Genomic DNA, 15,778 nt, shown 5'->3' with positions numbered 1-15,778 from the left:
CCGGCGAGGCTTGTCGTCATGAAGGTGCACCTGGTCCTGGGGGCGACGGCACTGACCGCGCTGTTGCTCACGACATCCCAACTGGCAGGCGAAACGTCCCCAGCGGCCGCCCCGGCCACAACGCCGTCCTCCGTCACACCTTCTTCTGCGGCCCCGTCTTCTCCGGCCCCACCTTCCTCCGCGGCCCCGCCACCTCGTGTCTACACGTCCAGTTCGGAGCTGCCCGACGGCCCGGAATACCCGGTGTCGGGCACCGGCACGTTCCACGTGGTACCGGGATCGGGTCCGGTCGTCGGCACGGGCCCGCTGCGCACCTACGCCGTCGAGGTCGAGGACGGCATCACCGTCGACGAACAGGCCTTCGCGTCCTTCGTGGACGCGACTCTCGCCGACCCGCGCGGCTGGACGGCGCGCGGCGCCCGTTCGGTCCAACGCGTCTCCGGCCCCGCCTCGCTGCGGATCAGGCTGACCTCGCAGCAGACGGCGCGTGCCGTGTGCGGCTACGAGATCCCGGTCGACGTCTCGTGCCGGGAGGGCGGCCTCGTCTTCCTCAGCGCAGCCCGCTGGTTCCGCGGAGCCGTCGCGTTCCTCCCGGACCTGACCTCGTACCGCCAGTACGTGGTCAACCACGAAACCGGCCACGCTTTCGGCCAGGGCCACCGCGCCTGCGAGGTTTCGGGTGCCCCCGCTCCGGTGATGATGCAGCAGACGTTCAGCGTGTCCAACGACGAGATCGTCCACATCACCAACGGTGTTCCCCAGGGCGCGGTCATCCCGAAGGACGGCAAGGTGTGCACGCCGAACCCGTGGCCGTATCCGTGAGCTTCCTGGCCATGACCACCGTCGTGGTGTCACCTTCGATCCGGAACACCGGTTCCACGCGCTCGAACACGTTCCGAAGCTCCTCGACGACGTCGGCGCCGGTGAACCCGGCGATCCTCCGGTAGGCCGCCCGCAGGAACCGGGTAGTCCGCGTCTTCTTTGCCAGCCGCACGTCGAACACGAACAACCGCCCGCCCGGCCGCAGCGCGTCGGCCGCGTTCGCGATCGCTGCCGGCACGTCGGGCATCGCGCTGAACGCCCCGAGCGCCACCGCCGCGTCGAACTCCCCGGCTCCGTGGTCGGTGGTGCACGCGTCGGCCAGGCGCACCTCGACGTTCGGCCACTTCGCGGCCCGTCTCCTGGCGATGGCCACCATGCGCGGGCTGAAGTCCATCGCGACCACACGTCCTTGCGGCCCAACGGCTTCCACGAGTGCGGGGATCGACGCCCCGGTCCCGCACCCGATGTCGGGCACGGCCTCGCCGGGCTCCAGCTCGAGCTTGTCGACCGCGAGCGTGTTGAGCGTCCCTGCGAACCGGTCGAGCACGCGGTAGTAGGTGAGTGCGGCGAAGTCCCAGAGCTGCATGACGTCCCCCTGACGTTTTTGCAATGCGAACGCATCGTAAAACAGGTTGTGCGTAGGATGCAATGCGATCGCATTGGAGATGCCGCATGCCCAAGCAGGTAGACCACGACGAACGCCGCCGCCAGATCGGCGACGCCGTGTGCCGGGTGATCGCCGCACGAGGCCTGAACGCCGTGAGCCTGCGTCACGTGGCCGCGGAGGCGGGCGTGTCCATGGGGCGCGTCCAGCACTACTTCGCGACCGTGGACGAGATGCTGATGTTCGCGTTCGACCTGATCAGCGAACGCGTGGCTGCCCGGCTGGGCGCGGTGCACTCGGACGACCCCGCGAAGTACCTGCGCGCGATCCTGCTCGAGCTCCTGCCCCTGAGTCCCGACGCCCGCGCGGAGGCCCCGGTGCTCGCGGCATTCCTGGCGCAGGCCGTGGTCGAGCCGCGTCTCGGAGTGCCGTTGCACGAGGGCAACGAGCAGATGGTGGCGTGGCTGGCGGGGATGATCACCGCGGTGCGTCCCGGCGGTGATCCGAAGCGGGACGCGATGGCGTTGCTGGCGTTCGTCGACGGCCTGATGCTTCAGGTGCTGATAGGTCAGGTCACGCCGGAAGCCGCGGAAGACTTGGTAGATCACCAACTCTCTCGTGTGCTCACCTGAGGTTGATGTCCATCTCCATAACCTGACGGCATGGACGTGGACACGAGACTGCTGCGGTACTTCGCCGCCATCGCCGAGGAGGGCAACCTCACGCGCGCGGCGCATCGGCTCTTCGTGTCACAACCATCGCTCACAAAGCAGCTGAAGCACCTGGAATCGCAGTTGGGCGTGCGGCTCTTCACCAGGTCCAGCACCGGTATGACGCTCACCGAGGCCGGCCACACCCTCGCCGCGCGGGTGCCACCGGTGCTCGCCGACTGGGACACCGCGGTGCGCGACACCAGGAGCGCCGCGCGTGTGCTGCGCGTCGGTTTCCTGGCCGGTGCGGCGAACGAGGCCACGCCGGACATCGTCGCCGCCTTCGCGCGACGCAGGCCGGACTGGCGGGTCGACCTGCGGCAGGCGTCGTGGACGGACGCGACCGCGGGCCTCGCCAGCGCCGAGGTGCCCGTCGCGTTGCTGCGGTTGCCCTTCCCCGGCCAGGATGCGTTCGGTGTCCGGTCGTTGTTCACCGAACCTCGTTGCGTGGCCTTGTCTTCCGCTCATCCGCTGGCTCACCGGGACGAGATCGTGGACTGCGTACCGGTGACCGGCATCAGTCCCAGCGAGGTCGGCGTCGCCTGGCTGCCGGACGCCGGTGAGGCGGCGGCGGAGTTCGTCCGCTGCTGCCTGGACGTCACGCAGTCGCGACGCACCGGCTGCGGCACTCGCTAGGGCTCACGCCCTGCACGCGCTTGAACGCGGCGCTGAACCCGAACGCGTCCGCGTACCCGACCTGCCGCGCCACCGCGGCCACCGTCGCGGAAGACTCCGTCAGCAGGTCCGCGGCCAGGGCCATCCGCCACTCGGTCAGGTACGTCAGCGGCGGCACCCCGACCAGCCGCGCGAACCGCCCGGCGAGCGTCGTCCGCGCCACCCCTGCCTCCTTGGCCAGCAACGCCAGCGTCCACGCCCGCGCCGGCTCCGCGTGCATCGCACGCAGGACCGGTCCGACCACCTCGTCCCCGAGCGCCGCCAGCCATCCGGTGCCGTGCTCGCGGTCGAACCACTCCCGCAACGCGCACACCATCATCCAGTCCAGCAGCCGATCCGCCACCACACCCGGCCACGCGGTGCCGACGTTCGAGTAGAAGTCCGCACACTCGTCGGATCCGGGCGCGACCAACGCGGCGGGCAACACCGCCGTGAGCCGGCGCGCCACAGCCCCCACCACGTCGTACGTACCGCTGATGACCGTCGCAAGCCCTTCCACGGCAACGGTTCCCTGCACCACCACGATGTCCCCGGCCTTCGCGGTCTGGTCCAGGACCCGGAGTGAACCCGACGCCACCGCGTACAACGTGAGGCCTGAGACCACCTCCCTCCCGGCCACCTCGACCCGACGCACCCCAGCACCATCCGCGCGCACTCCGCGGAGCAGTTCGTCGAACGCCTCCATGCCACCCAGGATAGTGAAGAACGATCGAACATCATCGATGAACTTTCACCCATGGTCGATCGCGGCCCCGTCGCGTTGGCTTGGTCCCATGTCACAAGAGATCCTGGTCATCGGCGCGACCGGCAAGACCGGACGCCGCGTCGTCCGCACCCTCGAAGAGTCCGGCGTCGAGGTCCGCCCGGTCTCCCGCTCCAGCGCGATCCGTTTCGACTGGTCCGACGAGTCCACCTGGAAACCTGCCCTGCACGGCGTCACCGCGGCCTACGTGATCGCCCCGTCCGACCCGGCCGCGGCTGCCCCGTTCGTCGAACTGGCCCAGGCCGAAGGCGTCCGCCGTCTCGTCGCCCTCTCCGGCCGGGGCCTCGACGAGACCCCCGAGCAGTTGTTCCAGGGCATGGCCGCGACGGAACGGGCACTGCACGCCAGCGACCTGTCCTGGACCGTGCTGCGCGCCAACAACTTCAACCAGAACTTCTCCGAGGAGATCTGGGAGTCCGAGGTCCGGGCCGGCCGCCTGTCCCTCCCGGTCGACGACACGCCGGAACCGTTCGTGGACGTCCAGGACATCGCCGAGGTGGCGGCGGTCGTCCTGACGTCCGACGGCGAACACGACGGCCAGACCTACAACCTGACCGGCCCCGAAGCGATCACCTTCGCCGCGGCGCTGCAGAAGATCTCCCCGACCATCGAGCTGGTCAAGCTGACCCCGGCCGAGTACCGCGAGACTTTGCTGTCCTACGGCGTTTCCGAGGAGGAGACAGCCGAACTGAACGGCATGTTCGAGGCCATGCGCGACGGCCTGCTCGCCACCCCGACCGACGACGTCAGCCGCCTGCTGGGTCGCCCGGCCACCAGCTTCGACACCTACGTGGCCAACACCTGGCGCTAGCGCCGAGGCAACAACAGGTGCACGGCGAACCCGGCCGCCGTGGCCATCACCGCCTGGTAGACGACCGAGACCTGGTACTGCGACGCCACGAGAAACGCCGCGTCCATCCCGGTCGTCCACCAGCCGGCCAGCTCGCCGAGCCCCGCCACGTGCCAGCCGAAGAACCCGGCGCACCACCCGGCCACGACCCAGGCAGCCCGCCCGCCCCGCCGCACGAACAACCCGGCCGACACCGCGGCCACCGCGTTGAAGGCGAGACCGATCCCGGTCAGCGTCGCATCAGGACTCCACACCAGACAGGCCAGCGTCTGCACCACGAGCACGCCGATGACCAGCCCGATGCCCAACCGCGTCTTGTCCACACGGCAGGTTAACCAGCCCTCCCGCCGTCGCTCGTCAGGCCAGGCCGAACCGCTCGGAGTGCACCTGCCGGCGGGGAACCTTCAGCGCGCGCAGGGAGCTGAGCACGGCCGAGGTCATCGCGGGCGGGCCGCAGACGTACACGTCCCGTTCGGTGATGTCGGAGACCAGGGCACGGAGACTCTCCGGCTCGAACGGCGAAAGCCCTTCCGCCGTGCGACCGGTGAGCAGGTGCAGACGCCCGCCGCGCTCCTCGACCAGTGCCCGCACCTCGTCGGCCAGCACGGCGTCGCTCTCGCTGCGCACCCGGTAGAGCACGACCACGTCGCCGGCCGACTCCTCCTCCAGCAGGGCCCGAATCGGCGTGATCCCCACCCCTCCGGCGATGAGCAGCGCGCCGGGCCGCGTCCGATGCAACGAGGTGAACGCCCCGTACGGCCCCTCGACGAACGCACGGCTCCCGACCGGGAGGTGCCGCAGCCCGGCACTGGCGCTGCCCACCGCCTTCGCGGTCAGCCGCAACGCGCGGCCGTCGGGCGCCGCCGAGAGCGAGAACGGATTCGCGAGCCACCAGTGGTTGTGCCCCGGGAACCGCCAGATGCAGAACTGCCCGGCCCTGGCGGGCAGCTTGTCCAGGTGACGGCCGGTGACGTGCACCGACACCACGTCGTCCGACTCCCGCACGACCTCCGCGACCTCGAACCGGTGCTGGGCGTTGCGCCACAAAGGCATCACGATCCGCCCCACGACCAGCGCCCCGAACGCGAACAGCCACAGCGCCCACCAGTACGTCTTCGCGAGCGCGGAGGAGTTGAAGGTCGTCGTCTCCAGCAACTGGTGGACGAACGCCAGCCCCAGCGCCAGGTACAGCAGCAGGTGCAGCCCGTGCCAGGTCTCGTACCTCAACCGCCGCCGCACATACCGGGCAGAGACCGCGGCGACCACGACGATGATCGTCGCGGCGCCCATCCCGAGCAGCGAGGCCGGCACCCCGGCCAGCGCGAAGAACGTCTTCGTCATCGACGCGTCATCGAGCCTCGCGTAGCCCAGCACCACCAGCACGGCGTGCGTGAGGACGGTCCACAGCAGGGTGAAGCCGACCCACCGGTGCCACACCGTCAGCCGGTCCATGCCGATCCGCCGGTCGAGCCACGGCAGCCGCGCCACCAGCAGCAACTGGAACAGCATCAGCACGGCGGCGTGCAGGCCGAAGAACTTGGCGACCGTGAGCACCTCGTTCTTGCCGGTCCCCGCGGTGAGGAAAAGCAGCTCGACGATCAACAAGTTGACGACGACAAACGTCCACAGCGCCCACCGCGCCGCAACGACCGGAGGTACGGCCCGTTGCCGCACCTGTGAAATCCTCGCCTCCACCGCTTCCCCTCTTGTCCACATGACACTGCGGGTCCAGCGGCCGACCGGGCCGCTGTAGCCCGGTACGTTGAGTGATTGACGTCTTGACCACAAGCTGGCACAGGCTGTTGGGATCGACATGAAGAGCACGCCTGCCTGGCGGCGTCCCACCCTGGAGGCCGTGACCGCACGACCACAACATCCTCGCCGCCGCCCGGCAGCACGGGCTCCGGGTGCCGCAGGACCTGCTGGTGGCGTGCATCAGCGAAGATCCGGACTACGCGACGACGACTCCGGCCGTCACCACGGTCAGCCTCCGGTCGGACCAGGTGGGAGATGAGGCGGTCGACCTGCTGATCGCTCTGATCAATGCGCGCACCGGTGTGGAACGGCGCCGGCTGGTGCAGCCGGTGCTGACCCCTCGCTACTCCACCAGACACAAGATCGAAAAGAAATGGCCCCTGACCTGTCCATGCAGGTCAGAGGCCACTTCGTGGAGCGCCCCCGGCAGGATTCGAACCTGCGACCTCGGGATTAGAAGTGATCCATACGGGCGTCTTCGGTGGGTCTACCAGCACTTATGGTGTGGTGCGAAGTTCGATATGGGTCTCTGTGGTCACAGTTTCAGCACAGTTCGCACCACGACCCGCACCACGGCTCTGGGAGCCTCTCGACTGTCCATAGTGGATGGTTTGGTGGCCGTCTGAGTTGCCGTCTCAGTCTACCAACGGAAGAGTTGTCGTCGGCGTCGGTAGCATTCCCGTCACAAGCCTCTGCGGAAGGAAGACATATGTCTGATTCGCTGGACCTTGGTGTTGAACGGACTCTTGTTCTGCTGAAGCCTGATGCGCTCGCTCGTGGCCTGGCGGGCCGCATTATCACTCGCTTCGAGGATGCCGCACTGAAGATTGTCGGCGTCAAGATGAAGCACATGGACGCGGAGTTCACCCGCAAGCACTACTTCGACCTCGAAGACCGCGCTGGTGCGGAGATCTACAACTGCACTGCTGGTTTCATGCAGAGTGCTCCGGTTCTCGCGCTCGCGCTCGAAGGTGTGGACGCGGTAGCCAAGGTACGGAAGATAATCGGTAGCACTTTCCCGGATCAGGCCGCTCCGGGCACCGTGCGAGGCGACTTTGCGCACCAGACGAAGGCGTCGTCTGAGGTTAGCGGCAAGGCTGTCATGAACCTCGTTCACGCGTCCGGCAACTCTGAGGAAGCGAAGTACGAAGTGGAGCTTTGGTTCGACGCTTCCGAGCAGTTCGAGTACGAAACTCTTGCCGAGAAGTTCGCGTACTGAGGGGGCGCGTACAGCCATGGTCGGTGATGCGGAAAGCGTGATCTCGATCGAAGCGCTTGAGTTGGCGTTCGATCGCGAACTTGTCACCGACAAACGTGCGGCCGCCGAGACTGCATACGCGCTCGCGTTCCGCTACCGCAACGAGGATGTTGACGGTCGGCGTCGGTTCGACCTGGCAAAGATCTGGGCTACCCGTTCTGTTGAGCTACTGGAGCTGCTGCCTTCAGCCGGGCTTGGTGAGGTCTCAAGCACGCGACAGATCGTGGGCGGGATTCCGATCCCTGATCTTCTGCACACGGGCGTAGTTCGGCAACGCCTTGCCGATGTGCTGATTTAAGAGCGGGTTTGGTGCGGCTGTGAGATCGGCACGTGGCTCAACTGAACCACGTGCCGACCTTCGGTTACTTGATCAGCGGCGTGCCTTAGTTGGCGACGACCCGCCAATGTGAGACGTGGACCGCGTCGGCGGAGATGCCGATCTTGCTGAAGATCGCGTCGTGCATCCGCTCCATGAAGACGTTCTTCTTGTCGTTGAAGAACTCCTCGTCGTACCAGGCCACACCGAAGCTGACCGTGCCGCCCCCGCCCTCGTGCCGCTGGAGCCACGTGCGCTGCCAGTTGTACATCGTGCCGGGGTTCTTGGCGAGCTTCTCGTCGGACGCGCGGAGCGCGGTGATGCAGCGGTCCACTGCCGCATCGTCTTCCAACGTGAAGTCACAGTAGGACTGGGCGACAACCGTACGGTCGCCTCGGCGGCCAGGGGCTTCCTCGCCCCAGAGGATCAGTTCTCGGACAATGCCTTCGGTGTCAAGGGTGGCAGTCATTTAATACCCCACTTATCTCCGTGCAAGGGAAGCCGGCGGGCGTGGGAATTCGAGTGCCTAAGAACTATCAAATCGCCCCCCAGCTCTTGACGGTGTTCAACTCTGCCACGGTCGCCATGTGGTGTCAATTGGCCCGATAGAGTTTAGTGAGCGTTTAGTGTGGCGATCTTCGATTTCTGTAAGATCTGCGCCACCACGAGCTTTATTCCCTGTGTACCGGAAAACTTCGGTTTCTGGCACGATACTTGATCGTGCCCAATAGCTCCCGCATGACTCTGACCTTGATCGCCTCCGGATACGGCTTGTCGGCCATGGGCGACGAGATGCTCCTTGTAGTGCTCACGCTCCGCTTGTACGGGGAGGGCAGACCGGGTGTCGCGATCTCTGCGCTGGTGATCGCGGGCGTGCTGCCGATGGTGTTGCTGGCTCCTGTGGTCGGGACGGTGGTGGACCGATTCGAGAGCACCAGGCTCATCGCTGTGGTGCTGAGCCTGCAGGCCATCCTTGTGGCGGCACTCGCGTTCGTTGATGGGCTCGGGATCACTCTGCTGTTGGTCGCGCTCATCGGGGTCGGTTTGGCGTTGGTGTCGCCGGCGCTGGCCTTGTTGGTGCCTGCTGTTGTCGGCGAAGACAGGGTTCCGGCCGGTTATGCGCGGCTCGAACTCTTCCGCACCACTGGCACGATCGGAGGACCAGCACTTGCGGGCGTGTTGATTGCGTTTGTTGGGGAGCGGGCCGTCCTTCTGTGTGATGCTCTCTCATTTGTTGTTATGGCAGTCCTGATAGCAACCTTGAAAGTCCGGCGGTTCCCGGACGCCTCGCAGAAGCATCTCAAATGGCGCGATCAGGTTCGCCAGGGTAGTGGCCTCATCCGTAAGAATGCGGTCCTTCGTGTGGCTGTGCCGACACTTGCTACTGCGATCGTGTTTACTGCTGTCTTGACCGTCGCGCGGGTATATTTCAGTCAGGAACAGTTGCGGGCAGGCGATCTCGGTTATGGCCTACTGGTAGCGGCGCACCTTGCTGGAATGACGATCGCTGCGGCGTTTGTCGCACCACGCATCCCGATTGCCAAGCAAACGACAGCGCTCGTAACGGCTAGCGTAGCTATGGGAGCAGCTCTCCTCGCAGCAGGATCGTTCGGCTCGTACGTCTTGGCCTTTGCGAGCTTCCTGCTGACCGGTGTCTGCAACACCGTGCAGGGGCTAGCGATTCGCAACCTCGTACACGCCGAGGTGCCATCGCACATGCGTGGTCGTGCATTCGCATCGTCTGGAGCAATGCTTAACAGTGCACACATCATTGGCACGGGATTGGGTGGTCCGTTGTCCTCTGCGTTCGGCGGCGGACATGCATTGCAGCTGGCGGGCGCTGGAACCTTGGCGGTGGGACTGGTTGCGATTCCGCTGTTGTTGCGCGCAGGTATGTCGATAGGTCATTCACAGAACGACAGTGTCGAAGAACCACTTGTCGGTGATCAACAGGTCAGGGAGTAGAAGGTAGCGACAGACGAATAGTCGAAGGTCCCGGCGTGCGCGCAACGCCGGGACCTTCTCTGTTCACATCAGTTGTTGGACAGGACTTCGTCAAGGTGTGCTTGTACAGGACCGAAGAACGGATACGGAACGTAGGTTGTCAGCTCGCTGTGCTTCACCCATGCGAGCGAATCAAGTTCGTCGTCGTCCACGACGCTTGCTTCGCCTTCGGCGGAGTCGAACGCAACGTAAATCATTGTGCGCCCGGTGTTGGGGTGCACGCGTTCACCGAGCAACTTTCCGTTGCTTACCGTGATACCGGTCTCCTCGTTGGCTTCGCGTGCAGCCGCAGATTCGGGTGATTCGCCGGATTCGACCTCGCCGGCGGGGAACTGCCAAGAGAGACTTCCCTCTTTGACACGACGCCTGACGAGCAAGACCCCGCCGTCCTGTGTAATAACAGCGGCGGCGATCGGCGGTCGCTCGTCGTCAGGTGTCTGTTCACTCACTGTCTAGCACCTCCAATGCTTCCAAGATCGGTGGAAAGATTGTTTCCGCAGGGATGAACCGGGTCAGCCTGTTGCTAGGTGTCCAGGTCACGCCGACGTTCTCCGCAACATCCATATTCTGCGCCTCTCCGCCTAGGTATTCGCAGAGAAGGTACACACAGTACACGTTGGTCACAGGGTGCAAGCGGCCGCCAAGGTGTCGGACGACCCTGCAATGAACGGCCGTCTCGCCCAGTGTTTCGCGCACGGCGACAGTTTCAGGCGATACGCCTGGTTTGATCATTCCGGCGGGGAACTGCCAGGACATATTTCCGCTGTCGTCGCGCCGTTGAACCACAAGGACATTTGTATCGTCAACCACGACCGCAACGGCGACTCTGAGAGCGTGACCGCTTCCTGTCGGGTCGTCGAGTTGATCATTCGAGGAGTCGTCGGCCAGCTCTGCCGCGAACCTCGCGCGCTCGTTGGGCGAGGCACGCTCCAAGAGAACGTCAAGAAGTTGCTGTTGGGCCGTTCTCGGCTTGAGGTCTGGTTTCTGGTGCCAGCTCACCACGGTGCGGGCCGGAATGCCGAGACGCGCGGCGAACGAGTCGTTTGTCTCGCGTAACGCAGCCTGGAGCGCGCACGCCTTGCGGCCAGTCCACTCGCGCACCAAATCCACGGCCTAGACCTGCCTCACGTCGGCAAATGTAGTCTCGATGTAAGCCTCGTGCACTGGAGATGTACTGCTCGTGCATGGTTGGCGCAGCGCATTCGGCGTTGACTCATTGGCATGAGAAACAGCCATCTGAACACCTCACCGATCGGGCCGTTTGCGGTTGATATCCAGCCGCTCGACGACGGTTTCGACATTCGCGCTGATCTCCTTTACCTGATCAGTCAGAGCGTCGATTCCGCCGAGTCGATCCAGGATTTCGCGCAACTGGTGCTCGATCACGGAGAGACGACCGGGGATGTCGTCATCCCGTGCGGCAGGCTCTCCCGCCTGCGGTGGCCGGCGGCCGGACAGCACGGCGTGCAGGTGGTTGGGATGCAAGTCGAGCGCGACGGAGAGCGCTTCGAGCGTGCGTTCACTGCGGCGGCGCTGAACCTTGTTGTTCTGAAGTTCGCCAACGATCGCCTTCGAGACTTGCGAGCGTTCCGTGAGTTCGCGCTGATTCATGCCCAGCTCGGACATGCGCTGGTTGATCGCTCTTGCGACTGCGCCCCAGTCTTCCGTCACGTATTCCTCCGCGCTCCGCCTCACTGCCGAGCGTAGCGCGGAGGCAATTCCGCGGGCCGCATAACGGCTTGGTGCCCGCGGTTTTGGCTCCCTTTGCATCTGGGTGGGATGAAATCATCCTGAATCTTCGTCTTAAATTATCCAGCCTTGCCCGAAAGGGAACCAACGTCATGAATGGCAAGCCCGAGAACGCCCGTCCGGCGTTCTACACAGTTCGGGAGGCGGCGCGGATTCTGCGCGTCGCACCCTCAACGCTCTACCGAGTGATCAGGGAAGGGGACTTCCCCGCTGTCCAACTGCGCACCCGCTACGTGGTGCCCGCCGTGGCGCTTGATCAGTTGCTCGCCCAGGCCACGGAGACCGGTGGTCTCGTCGATCCCGCGCGCATCGCTGCCGAGCGCCGCGAGGCTCGCGAGTTCGAGCGGAAGACCGGGGGTGCGTGGTGAACCCGGAGAACTACTACGAGGTGATCGCGGCCGAGCTCGACCGCTACGCCAAGGTGCCCGACGCGGTCCTGATGGAGATCGTCACGCGTGACGGCACGTGCATGTGGTTGTGGTCCACCGAGGAACAGCCGGAGTGGCAGGCCGAGGAGATCACCGATCGGGAGTTGGCGGCTCGTCTGTGCGAGCCGTGCCCGGTGCGGAGGCTCTGCCTGGAGTGGGAGTTGCGCCTTGCTGGTGAGTACCAGTTCGGCGTGTGCGGCGGACTGACAGGAGAGGACCGCCGTGCGCTCTACCGGGTGTGGCGTGCCCGCCGCGACCGGATGAACGAGGACCGGGACGGAGGGCAGTAATCGTGACGATTAACGTGACACTGACGCAGCTGCTCGCCGCTCTGGGCGTGATGTTGCTGGTGCTGTGGGTCTGGCGGGCGAGTTCCCGCCGGGCGAAGGCAGCCGCCGACGCAGCCCGCAAGGGTGCCCGACTGCTCTCACTGACCGGGCGCGTGCTGCTGATGGCTGGGGTCATCGTGGGTGTGCAGTGGGTGGTGATCACGCATCGGGGCGACACGGTGTTGTTGCTCGTGGTGCTGGGCCTGCCCGCACTGTTTGCCGCGTACACGCTGACCCGTGCTCTCACGATCACGGCGTGGGACGACTCGCCCCGGCGGGGTGGTCGGCGATGAACACGCTCACAAGGGTCAGGGAAGGGGTGGCCGCCTTCGGGCGGCCACCCGCCGCCCCGGCGGCCGAGCGACTCGCGGCCGATGCGGCGGAGGCGGCGGAACTGCGTGCGTACGCCACGCACCCGGACGTGATCGCGTTGCGGGTGGAGCGCGTGCGCGCTCAGGTGGACCGCTTGTGTTGGGCGGGGATCGTGTTGGGTCTCGGGTTCACCATGACCAACGTGCAGTCGTTCGCGGCGGCAGGTACGCCGGCGTGGTCGTTGCCGTGGCTGGCGGCGTGGTTGCTTGATCCCACGGTGTCGCTGGTGTTGCTGGCGATCCTGCGGGCCGAGCAGGTGACCGCGCGGTATCAGGTGCGTACGGGTGCGTGGACGCGGCGGGCGAAGTGGTTCACGCTCGCGGCCACGTACGTCATGAATACCTGGCACTCGTGGGCGGCCGGTTCGGTGTCCGGAGTCGTGTTGCACTCGGTTCCGCCGCTCGTGGTGTTCGTCGCCGCAGAGGCAGTGACGGACCTGCGGGACAAGCTCACCGAGGCTGTCTCGGCGGCGTTCACGGAAGCGTCCGCACGCGTCTCACCAGTCACCGCGGATTTGCCCACAAAGGCCGTTCATGAATCGGTGAAACCTAAGCAGCGCAACAACAAGCGCAGCAACGGCCGAGTGTCCTTCGCGGACTACCTGACGGTTGCGCGTGAAGCGTGGTCGCCTGGTGTCGTGGTGAGTCCGGCGTGGGTCCGTGAGGTCACCAGGTGCTCGCGTGGCCTGTCGTCTCGGCTCGCCGCAACGCTCGCGGCCGAGCTGACCGACACACCCCCATCGGACGGAGGTGGCGTGCGATGACGAACGACGGTCGGGAACTGGCTGGCGTGGACTCCTCCCTGCCTGCGCGTGCGGTGCTCGAAGGCGAGTTCGTGAACGACGTCCCGCCAGTCGAGCAGACGTCGTGGCGTCGGCGAGTCGTGAACTGGTGGCGGCGTTCACCGCGTGTGCCGTTGTGGGCGAAGGATCGCGTTCACGCGGTGCAGGCCGTGAAGGATCTCGTGGTGGCCGTGCTGCGTTCACCGTTCCGGCTCATGGGCGCGGTCGTGCGCGGCCTGGTGGTCGCGGTCCGGTGGTGGCGTTCATGGGTGACCGTGCGGGACTACCGGGAGGCAGCCGAGCAGTCGGAGAAGCTCGCGGACAAGTTCACCGACATCCGAGAGCTGACGCTGTTCCGGTGGAAGGTCACCGGGGCGACCGTGGCCACGGTGGCGGTCGTGGTCGCGGTGCTCGATCTCGTGTACGGGCACCGGGTGCTGTGGATCGCCGGCGGTAGCGCGTCGGTGGCGCTGGCGATCCTCGGCAGGCGCAAGGACGGCAGTCCCGGACGCAAGGCAGTGCTCGCGGGTCCTCGCACGCTCACTTGGACGATGGACCCTCAGGTACTCGTGGACGCGTTCCGGGACGCCAAGCTCATCGGGAAGGACGAGACCCTGCGCCTGGTCGACCGGGCCACGCGCAGGGGTGAGGGATGGGCGGTCACGGTCGATCTGCCCGCGACCCGTAAGGCGGCCGATGTCGTGAAGCATCGTGAAGCACTCGCGTCCGCCCTGGCGGTGGATGAGATCCAGCTCAGCGTGGAGCGGGTGCGCGGCAACGGCGGGCATGCCGGGCGGGTAGCGATGTGGGTGGCTGATGAGGACCCGTACGCGAAGCCGCCCATCCGGACGCCATTGCTCGGGGTGCACCGGTGGGATGCGTGGCGGCCGGTGCCGTTCGGCACCGACGCACGCGGCCGCCGGATCGACCTGCCGTTGGTGTGGACGTCTGTGCTCATCGGCGCGATTCCCAGGCAGGGCAAGACAATGGCCGAACGGCTGGCGGCCGCGGGCTTGATCTTGGACCCGCACACGCGCCTGTACGTGGCGGACTTCAAGAACGGCAAGGATTGGAAGGCTGCCGAGCAGGTGGCGCACCGGTTCATGTCCGGCGACGACAGCGAGCACGTGTTGGCGTTTCTGGATTGGCTCGTGGAACTGGTCGCGGACGTCCAGGGCCGGTACCGCAGGATGCAGGATCTCGATGACCTGACGTGTCCTGAGTCGAAGGTGACGCCGGACATGTCGCGTGATCCAGCCCTGGACATGCCGATCACGGCCCTGGTCGTGGACGAGGTGCAGATTCCGCTAGAGGACCGTACTCCCGTTGAGGTGCAAGGGAAGAAGCTCACCGCTGGCGAGTACATCGGCGAGTTGCTGACCTGGTTGGCGAAGAAGGCGCCGGCGGCCGGTGTGATCCTCGTGCTCGCGACGCAGCGGCCGGACAGCAAGACCATCCCGTCCAACTTGCGCGCGGTGCTCGGGTCGCGGTTCGCGTTGCGGGTGATGGACTGGCGCGACAGCAACATCATCCTGGGCGAGCAGATGAACACGCGCGGGTACGACTCCAGTCGTCTCCTGCCCTCCCACAAGGGCGTGGGCATCCTGCGGCCGGACGGCGAGACCCAAGCAGGCGCCGATTTACTCGCGCTGACCGTGCGCACGTTCTACATGGCCAACGAGGACTGGCGGGAGATCTGCCAACGCGGGCGAGCGTTGCGCGAGGCGGAGGGCACGCTCACCGGGCACGCGGCGGGGCAGGCATCGCAACCGGTGTTCGACCACGCGGCCGTGGCGAAGGCCATTGGTGGTGGTGCACCCGCACCCGCCGCCGCCAAACGCGTGGACGAGATCGAGCTACCGGAACCACTGGTGTCCGTTGTGGACTACCTGGCCGACGATCTCGGCAGCGACGACGGACGGGACTTCGTACCCACCGCCGAACTCGTGGACGCGTTGGGAGTCGAGCCCAAGGCGTTCGGGCTCGACATGGCCGCGTTCGGCTGTAGTCCCACCCGTGGCCGCGTGCCCACAGAGGACGGCGTGAAGCAGGTGCGCGGCTACGCGGTCGCCGATATCCGCGCGGCGATCCAGCGTGCTCGCGACGCCGCAGTGATCGAGGCGGAGGTGATCGACGATGATCGCTGACCCGTCACAACCCGTCCCACCGGACCCGTCACCCGTCACACGCCCCGTGACGGGTGCCAAACCGATGCTCACCAGCGGAAACGGGCCGCCGTGACGGGTGTGACGCGTGACGGGTGACCCGTCACAACGACGGGAAAACGGCCGTATGCCGCGCCATCTCGACGTGGGCGCGGCACACGGCCGGACCTGTCACCACACGATCATCCATTGCGAAA

General features: G+C 66.1%; 21 protein-coding genes. 13 read left to right on the top strand and 8 right to left on the bottom strand.

The window, feature by feature from the left end; translation table 11 throughout:
- The first annotated feature begins 18 nt into the window (after nucleotides 1-18).
- Nucleotides 19-822, top strand: coding sequence for a DUF3152 domain-containing protein (locus C8D87_RS23420; protein ID WP_112228377.1), 804 nt, complete (start codon nucleotides 19-21; stop codon nucleotides 820-822).
- On the opposite strand, the gene C8D87_RS23415 is transcribed toward C8D87_RS23420, so the two are convergent.
- Nucleotides 770-1,408 carry a class I SAM-dependent methyltransferase gene (locus tag C8D87_RS23415; RefSeq protein WP_112228376.1) on the bottom strand — a complete coding sequence of 213 codons (639 nt, stop codon included), beginning with the start codon at nucleotides 1,406-1,408 and terminating at the stop codon, nucleotides 770-772. The two genes, C8D87_RS23420 and C8D87_RS23415, sit on opposite strands and share 53 nt — an antisense overlap.
- Before the next feature lie 86 nt (nucleotides 1,409-1,494).
- Between C8D87_RS23415 and C8D87_RS23410 the strand changes: the two genes are divergently transcribed.
- Both C8D87_RS23410 and C8D87_RS23405 read left to right on the top strand, forming a co-directional pair.
- Nucleotides 1,495-2,058: a TetR/AcrR family transcriptional regulator gene (locus C8D87_RS23410; protein ID WP_112228375.1), complete on the top strand. Its 564-nt coding sequence runs from the start codon at nucleotides 1,495-1,497 to the stop codon at nucleotides 2,056-2,058.
- Between the two features lie 30 nt (nucleotides 2,059-2,088).
- A complete protein-coding gene (locus C8D87_RS23405; RefSeq protein WP_112228374.1) occupies nucleotides 2,089-2,772 on the top strand; it encodes a LysR family transcriptional regulator in 684 nt (227 codons plus the stop codon).
- Here the strand turns inward: C8D87_RS23405 and C8D87_RS23400 are convergent.
- On the bottom strand, nucleotides 2,735-3,496 hold the full coding sequence (locus C8D87_RS23400) for an AraC family transcriptional regulator (protein WP_112228373.1): 762 nt from the start codon (nucleotides 3,494-3,496) through the stop codon (nucleotides 2,735-2,737). The genes C8D87_RS23405 and C8D87_RS23400 overlap by 38 nt on opposite strands.
- Nucleotides 3,497-3,584: 88 nt before the next feature.
- On the opposite strand from C8D87_RS23400, the gene C8D87_RS23395 reads away from it, so the two are divergent.
- Nucleotides 3,585-4,385 carry an NAD(P)H-binding protein gene (locus tag C8D87_RS23395; RefSeq protein WP_109640756.1) on the top strand — a complete coding sequence of 267 codons (801 nt, stop codon included), beginning with the start codon at nucleotides 3,585-3,587 and terminating at the stop codon, nucleotides 4,383-4,385.
- Here C8D87_RS23395 and C8D87_RS23390 read toward each other — a convergent pair.
- Together C8D87_RS23390 and C8D87_RS23385 are read right to left on the bottom strand one after the other, a co-directional pair.
- Complete coding sequence (locus C8D87_RS23390) at nucleotides 4,382-4,747, bottom strand: hypothetical protein (RefSeq protein WP_109640757.1); 366 nt, start codon at nucleotides 4,745-4,747, stop codon at nucleotides 4,382-4,384. The genes C8D87_RS23395 and C8D87_RS23390 overlap by 4 nt on opposite strands.
- A gap of 34 nt (nucleotides 4,748-4,781) precedes the next feature.
- Nucleotides 4,782-6,098, bottom strand: a complete 1,317-nt coding sequence (locus C8D87_RS23385; RefSeq protein ID WP_112228372.1) for a ferredoxin reductase family protein — start codon at nucleotides 6,096-6,098, stop codon at nucleotides 4,782-4,784.
- A 200-nt stretch (nucleotides 6,099-6,298) separates the two neighbouring features.
- Here C8D87_RS23385 and C8D87_RS49230 point away from each other — a divergent pair, with 200 nt between their 5' ends.
- The 3 genes from C8D87_RS49230 to C8D87_RS23370 all read left to right on the top strand — a co-directional run bounded on the left by C8D87_RS49230 (nucleotide 6,299) and on the right by C8D87_RS23370 (nucleotide 7,735).
- A complete protein-coding gene (locus tag C8D87_RS49230; RefSeq protein ID WP_411711460.1) occupies nucleotides 6,299-6,805 on the top strand; it encodes a substrate-binding domain-containing protein in 507 nt (168 codons plus the stop codon).
- An 83-nt stretch (nucleotides 6,806-6,888) separates the two neighbouring features.
- Nucleotides 6,889-7,398 carry a nucleoside-diphosphate kinase gene (locus tag C8D87_RS23375; RefSeq protein ID WP_112228371.1) on the top strand — a complete coding sequence of 170 codons (510 nt, stop codon included), beginning with the start codon at nucleotides 6,889-6,891 and terminating at the stop codon, nucleotides 7,396-7,398.
- Nucleotides 7,399-7,435: 37 nt separating this feature from the next.
- Nucleotides 7,436-7,735 (top strand): hypothetical protein, encoded by a 300-nt coding sequence (locus C8D87_RS23370; protein WP_215732448.1) that lies wholly within the window; start codon nucleotides 7,436-7,438, stop codon nucleotides 7,733-7,735.
- A gap of 85 nt (nucleotides 7,736-7,820) precedes the next feature.
- On the opposite strand, the gene C8D87_RS23365 is transcribed toward C8D87_RS23370, so the two are convergent.
- Nucleotides 7,821-8,087 (bottom strand): hypothetical protein, encoded by a 267-nt coding sequence (locus C8D87_RS23365; RefSeq protein ID WP_112228369.1) that lies wholly within the window; start codon nucleotides 8,085-8,087, stop codon nucleotides 7,821-7,823.
- 404 nt (nucleotides 8,088-8,491) lie between these two features.
- On the opposite strand from C8D87_RS23365, the gene C8D87_RS23360 reads away from it, so the two are divergent.
- A complete protein-coding gene (locus C8D87_RS23360) occupies nucleotides 8,492-9,718 on the top strand; it encodes an MFS transporter (RefSeq protein ID WP_112228368.1) in 1,227 nt (408 codons plus the stop codon).
- Nucleotides 9,719-9,786: 68 nt separating this feature from the next.
- Here the strand turns inward: C8D87_RS23360 and C8D87_RS23355 are convergent, their stop codons facing one another.
- The 3 genes from C8D87_RS23355 to C8D87_RS23345 all read right to left on the bottom strand — a co-directional run bounded on the left by C8D87_RS23355 (nucleotide 9,787) and on the right by C8D87_RS23345 (nucleotide 11,428).
- Nucleotides 9,787-10,206: an NUDIX hydrolase gene (locus C8D87_RS23355; RefSeq protein WP_112228367.1), complete on the bottom strand. Its 420-nt coding sequence runs from the start codon at nucleotides 10,204-10,206 to the stop codon at nucleotides 9,787-9,789.
- Nucleotides 10,199-10,867, bottom strand: coding sequence for an NUDIX hydrolase (locus C8D87_RS23350; RefSeq protein ID WP_112228366.1), 669 nt, complete (start codon nucleotides 10,865-10,867; stop codon nucleotides 10,199-10,201). The genes C8D87_RS23355 and C8D87_RS23350 overlap by 8 nt, the downstream gene beginning before the upstream one ends.
- A 135-nt stretch (nucleotides 10,868-11,002) precedes the next feature.
- Complete coding sequence (locus C8D87_RS23345; RefSeq protein ID WP_112228365.1) at nucleotides 11,003-11,428, bottom strand: helix-turn-helix domain-containing protein; 426 nt, start codon at nucleotides 11,426-11,428, stop codon at nucleotides 11,003-11,005.
- Between the two features lie 170 nt (nucleotides 11,429-11,598).
- On the opposite strand from C8D87_RS23345, the gene C8D87_RS23340 reads away from it, so the two are divergent.
- From C8D87_RS23340 to C8D87_RS23320, 5 genes are read left to right on the top strand one after another with little or no spacing between them, the layout of a single operon-like run.
- Nucleotides 11,599-11,874 carry a helix-turn-helix domain-containing protein gene (locus tag C8D87_RS23340; protein ID WP_112228364.1) on the top strand — a complete coding sequence of 92 codons (276 nt, stop codon included), beginning with the start codon at nucleotides 11,599-11,601 and terminating at the stop codon, nucleotides 11,872-11,874.
- Nucleotides 11,871-12,224, top strand: coding sequence for a WhiB family transcriptional regulator (locus tag C8D87_RS23335; RefSeq protein ID WP_325049702.1), 354 nt, complete (start codon nucleotides 11,871-11,873; stop codon nucleotides 12,222-12,224). Before C8D87_RS23340 ends, C8D87_RS23335 begins: the two co-directional genes overlap by 4 nt.
- Nucleotides 12,225-12,226: 2 nt before the next feature.
- Nucleotides 12,227-12,556, top strand: a complete 330-nt coding sequence (locus C8D87_RS23330; protein ID WP_411711425.1) for a hypothetical protein — start codon at nucleotides 12,227-12,229, stop codon at nucleotides 12,554-12,556.
- Nucleotides 12,553-13,398 carry a hypothetical protein gene (locus C8D87_RS23325; protein WP_112228363.1) on the top strand — a complete coding sequence of 282 codons (846 nt, stop codon included), beginning with the start codon at nucleotides 12,553-12,555 and terminating at the stop codon, nucleotides 13,396-13,398. The genes C8D87_RS23330 and C8D87_RS23325 overlap by 4 nt, the downstream gene beginning before the upstream one ends.
- The gene (locus C8D87_RS23320) at nucleotides 13,395-15,563 is read left to right on the top strand and encodes an FtsK/SpoIIIE domain-containing protein (RefSeq protein ID WP_112228362.1); all 2,169 of its coding nucleotides are present in this window, start codon (nucleotides 13,395-13,397) and stop codon (nucleotides 15,561-15,563) included. The genes C8D87_RS23325 and C8D87_RS23320 overlap by 4 nt, the downstream gene beginning before the upstream one ends.
- The last annotated feature ends 215 nt before the right edge of the window (nucleotides 15,564-15,778 follow it).

Origin of the sequence: Lentzea atacamensis (assembly GCF_003269295.1) — a bacterium.
Classification (GTDB): Bacteria; Actinomycetota; Actinomycetes; order Mycobacteriales; family Pseudonocardiaceae; genus Lentzea; species Lentzea atacamensis.
The sequence above is the reverse complement of the archived record's forward strand: the minus strand, read 5'-3'. Positions and strand labels throughout refer to the sequence as shown.

Coding starts and splice junctions, on each gene's coding strand:
- C8D87_RS23420 (WP_112228377.1), top strand. CDS start 19: ATGAAGGTGCACCTGGTCCTGGGGGCGACGGCACTGACCGCGCTGTTG.
- C8D87_RS23400 (WP_112228373.1), bottom strand. CDS start 3,496: ATGGAGGCGTTCGACGAACTGCTCCGCGGAGTGCGCGCGGATGGTGCT.
- C8D87_RS23360 (WP_112228368.1), top strand. CDS start 8,492: ATGACTCTGACCTTGATCGCCTCCGGATACGGCTTGTCGGCCATGGGC.
- C8D87_RS23325 (WP_112228363.1), top strand. CDS start 12,553: ATGAACACGCTCACAAGGGTCAGGGAAGGGGTGGCCGCCTTCGGGCGG.
- C8D87_RS23410 (WP_112228375.1), top strand. CDS start 1,495: ATGCCCAAGCAGGTAGACCACGACGAACGCCGCCGCCAGATCGGCGAC.
- C8D87_RS23340 (WP_112228364.1), top strand. CDS start 11,599: ATGAATGGCAAGCCCGAGAACGCCCGTCCGGCGTTCTACACAGTTCGG.
- C8D87_RS23405 (WP_112228374.1), top strand. CDS start 2,089: ATGGACGTGGACACGAGACTGCTGCGGTACTTCGCCGCCATCGCCGAG.
- C8D87_RS23375 (WP_112228371.1), top strand. CDS start 6,889: ATGTCTGATTCGCTGGACCTTGGTGTTGAACGGACTCTTGTTCTGCTG.
- C8D87_RS23395 (WP_109640756.1), top strand. CDS start 3,585: ATGTCACAAGAGATCCTGGTCATCGGCGCGACCGGCAAGACCGGACGC.
- C8D87_RS23415 (WP_112228376.1), bottom strand. CDS start 1,408: ATGCAGCTCTGGGACTTCGCCGCACTCACCTACTACCGCGTGCTCGAC.
- C8D87_RS23320 (WP_112228362.1), top strand. CDS start 13,395: ATGACGAACGACGGTCGGGAACTGGCTGGCGTGGACTCCTCCCTGCCT.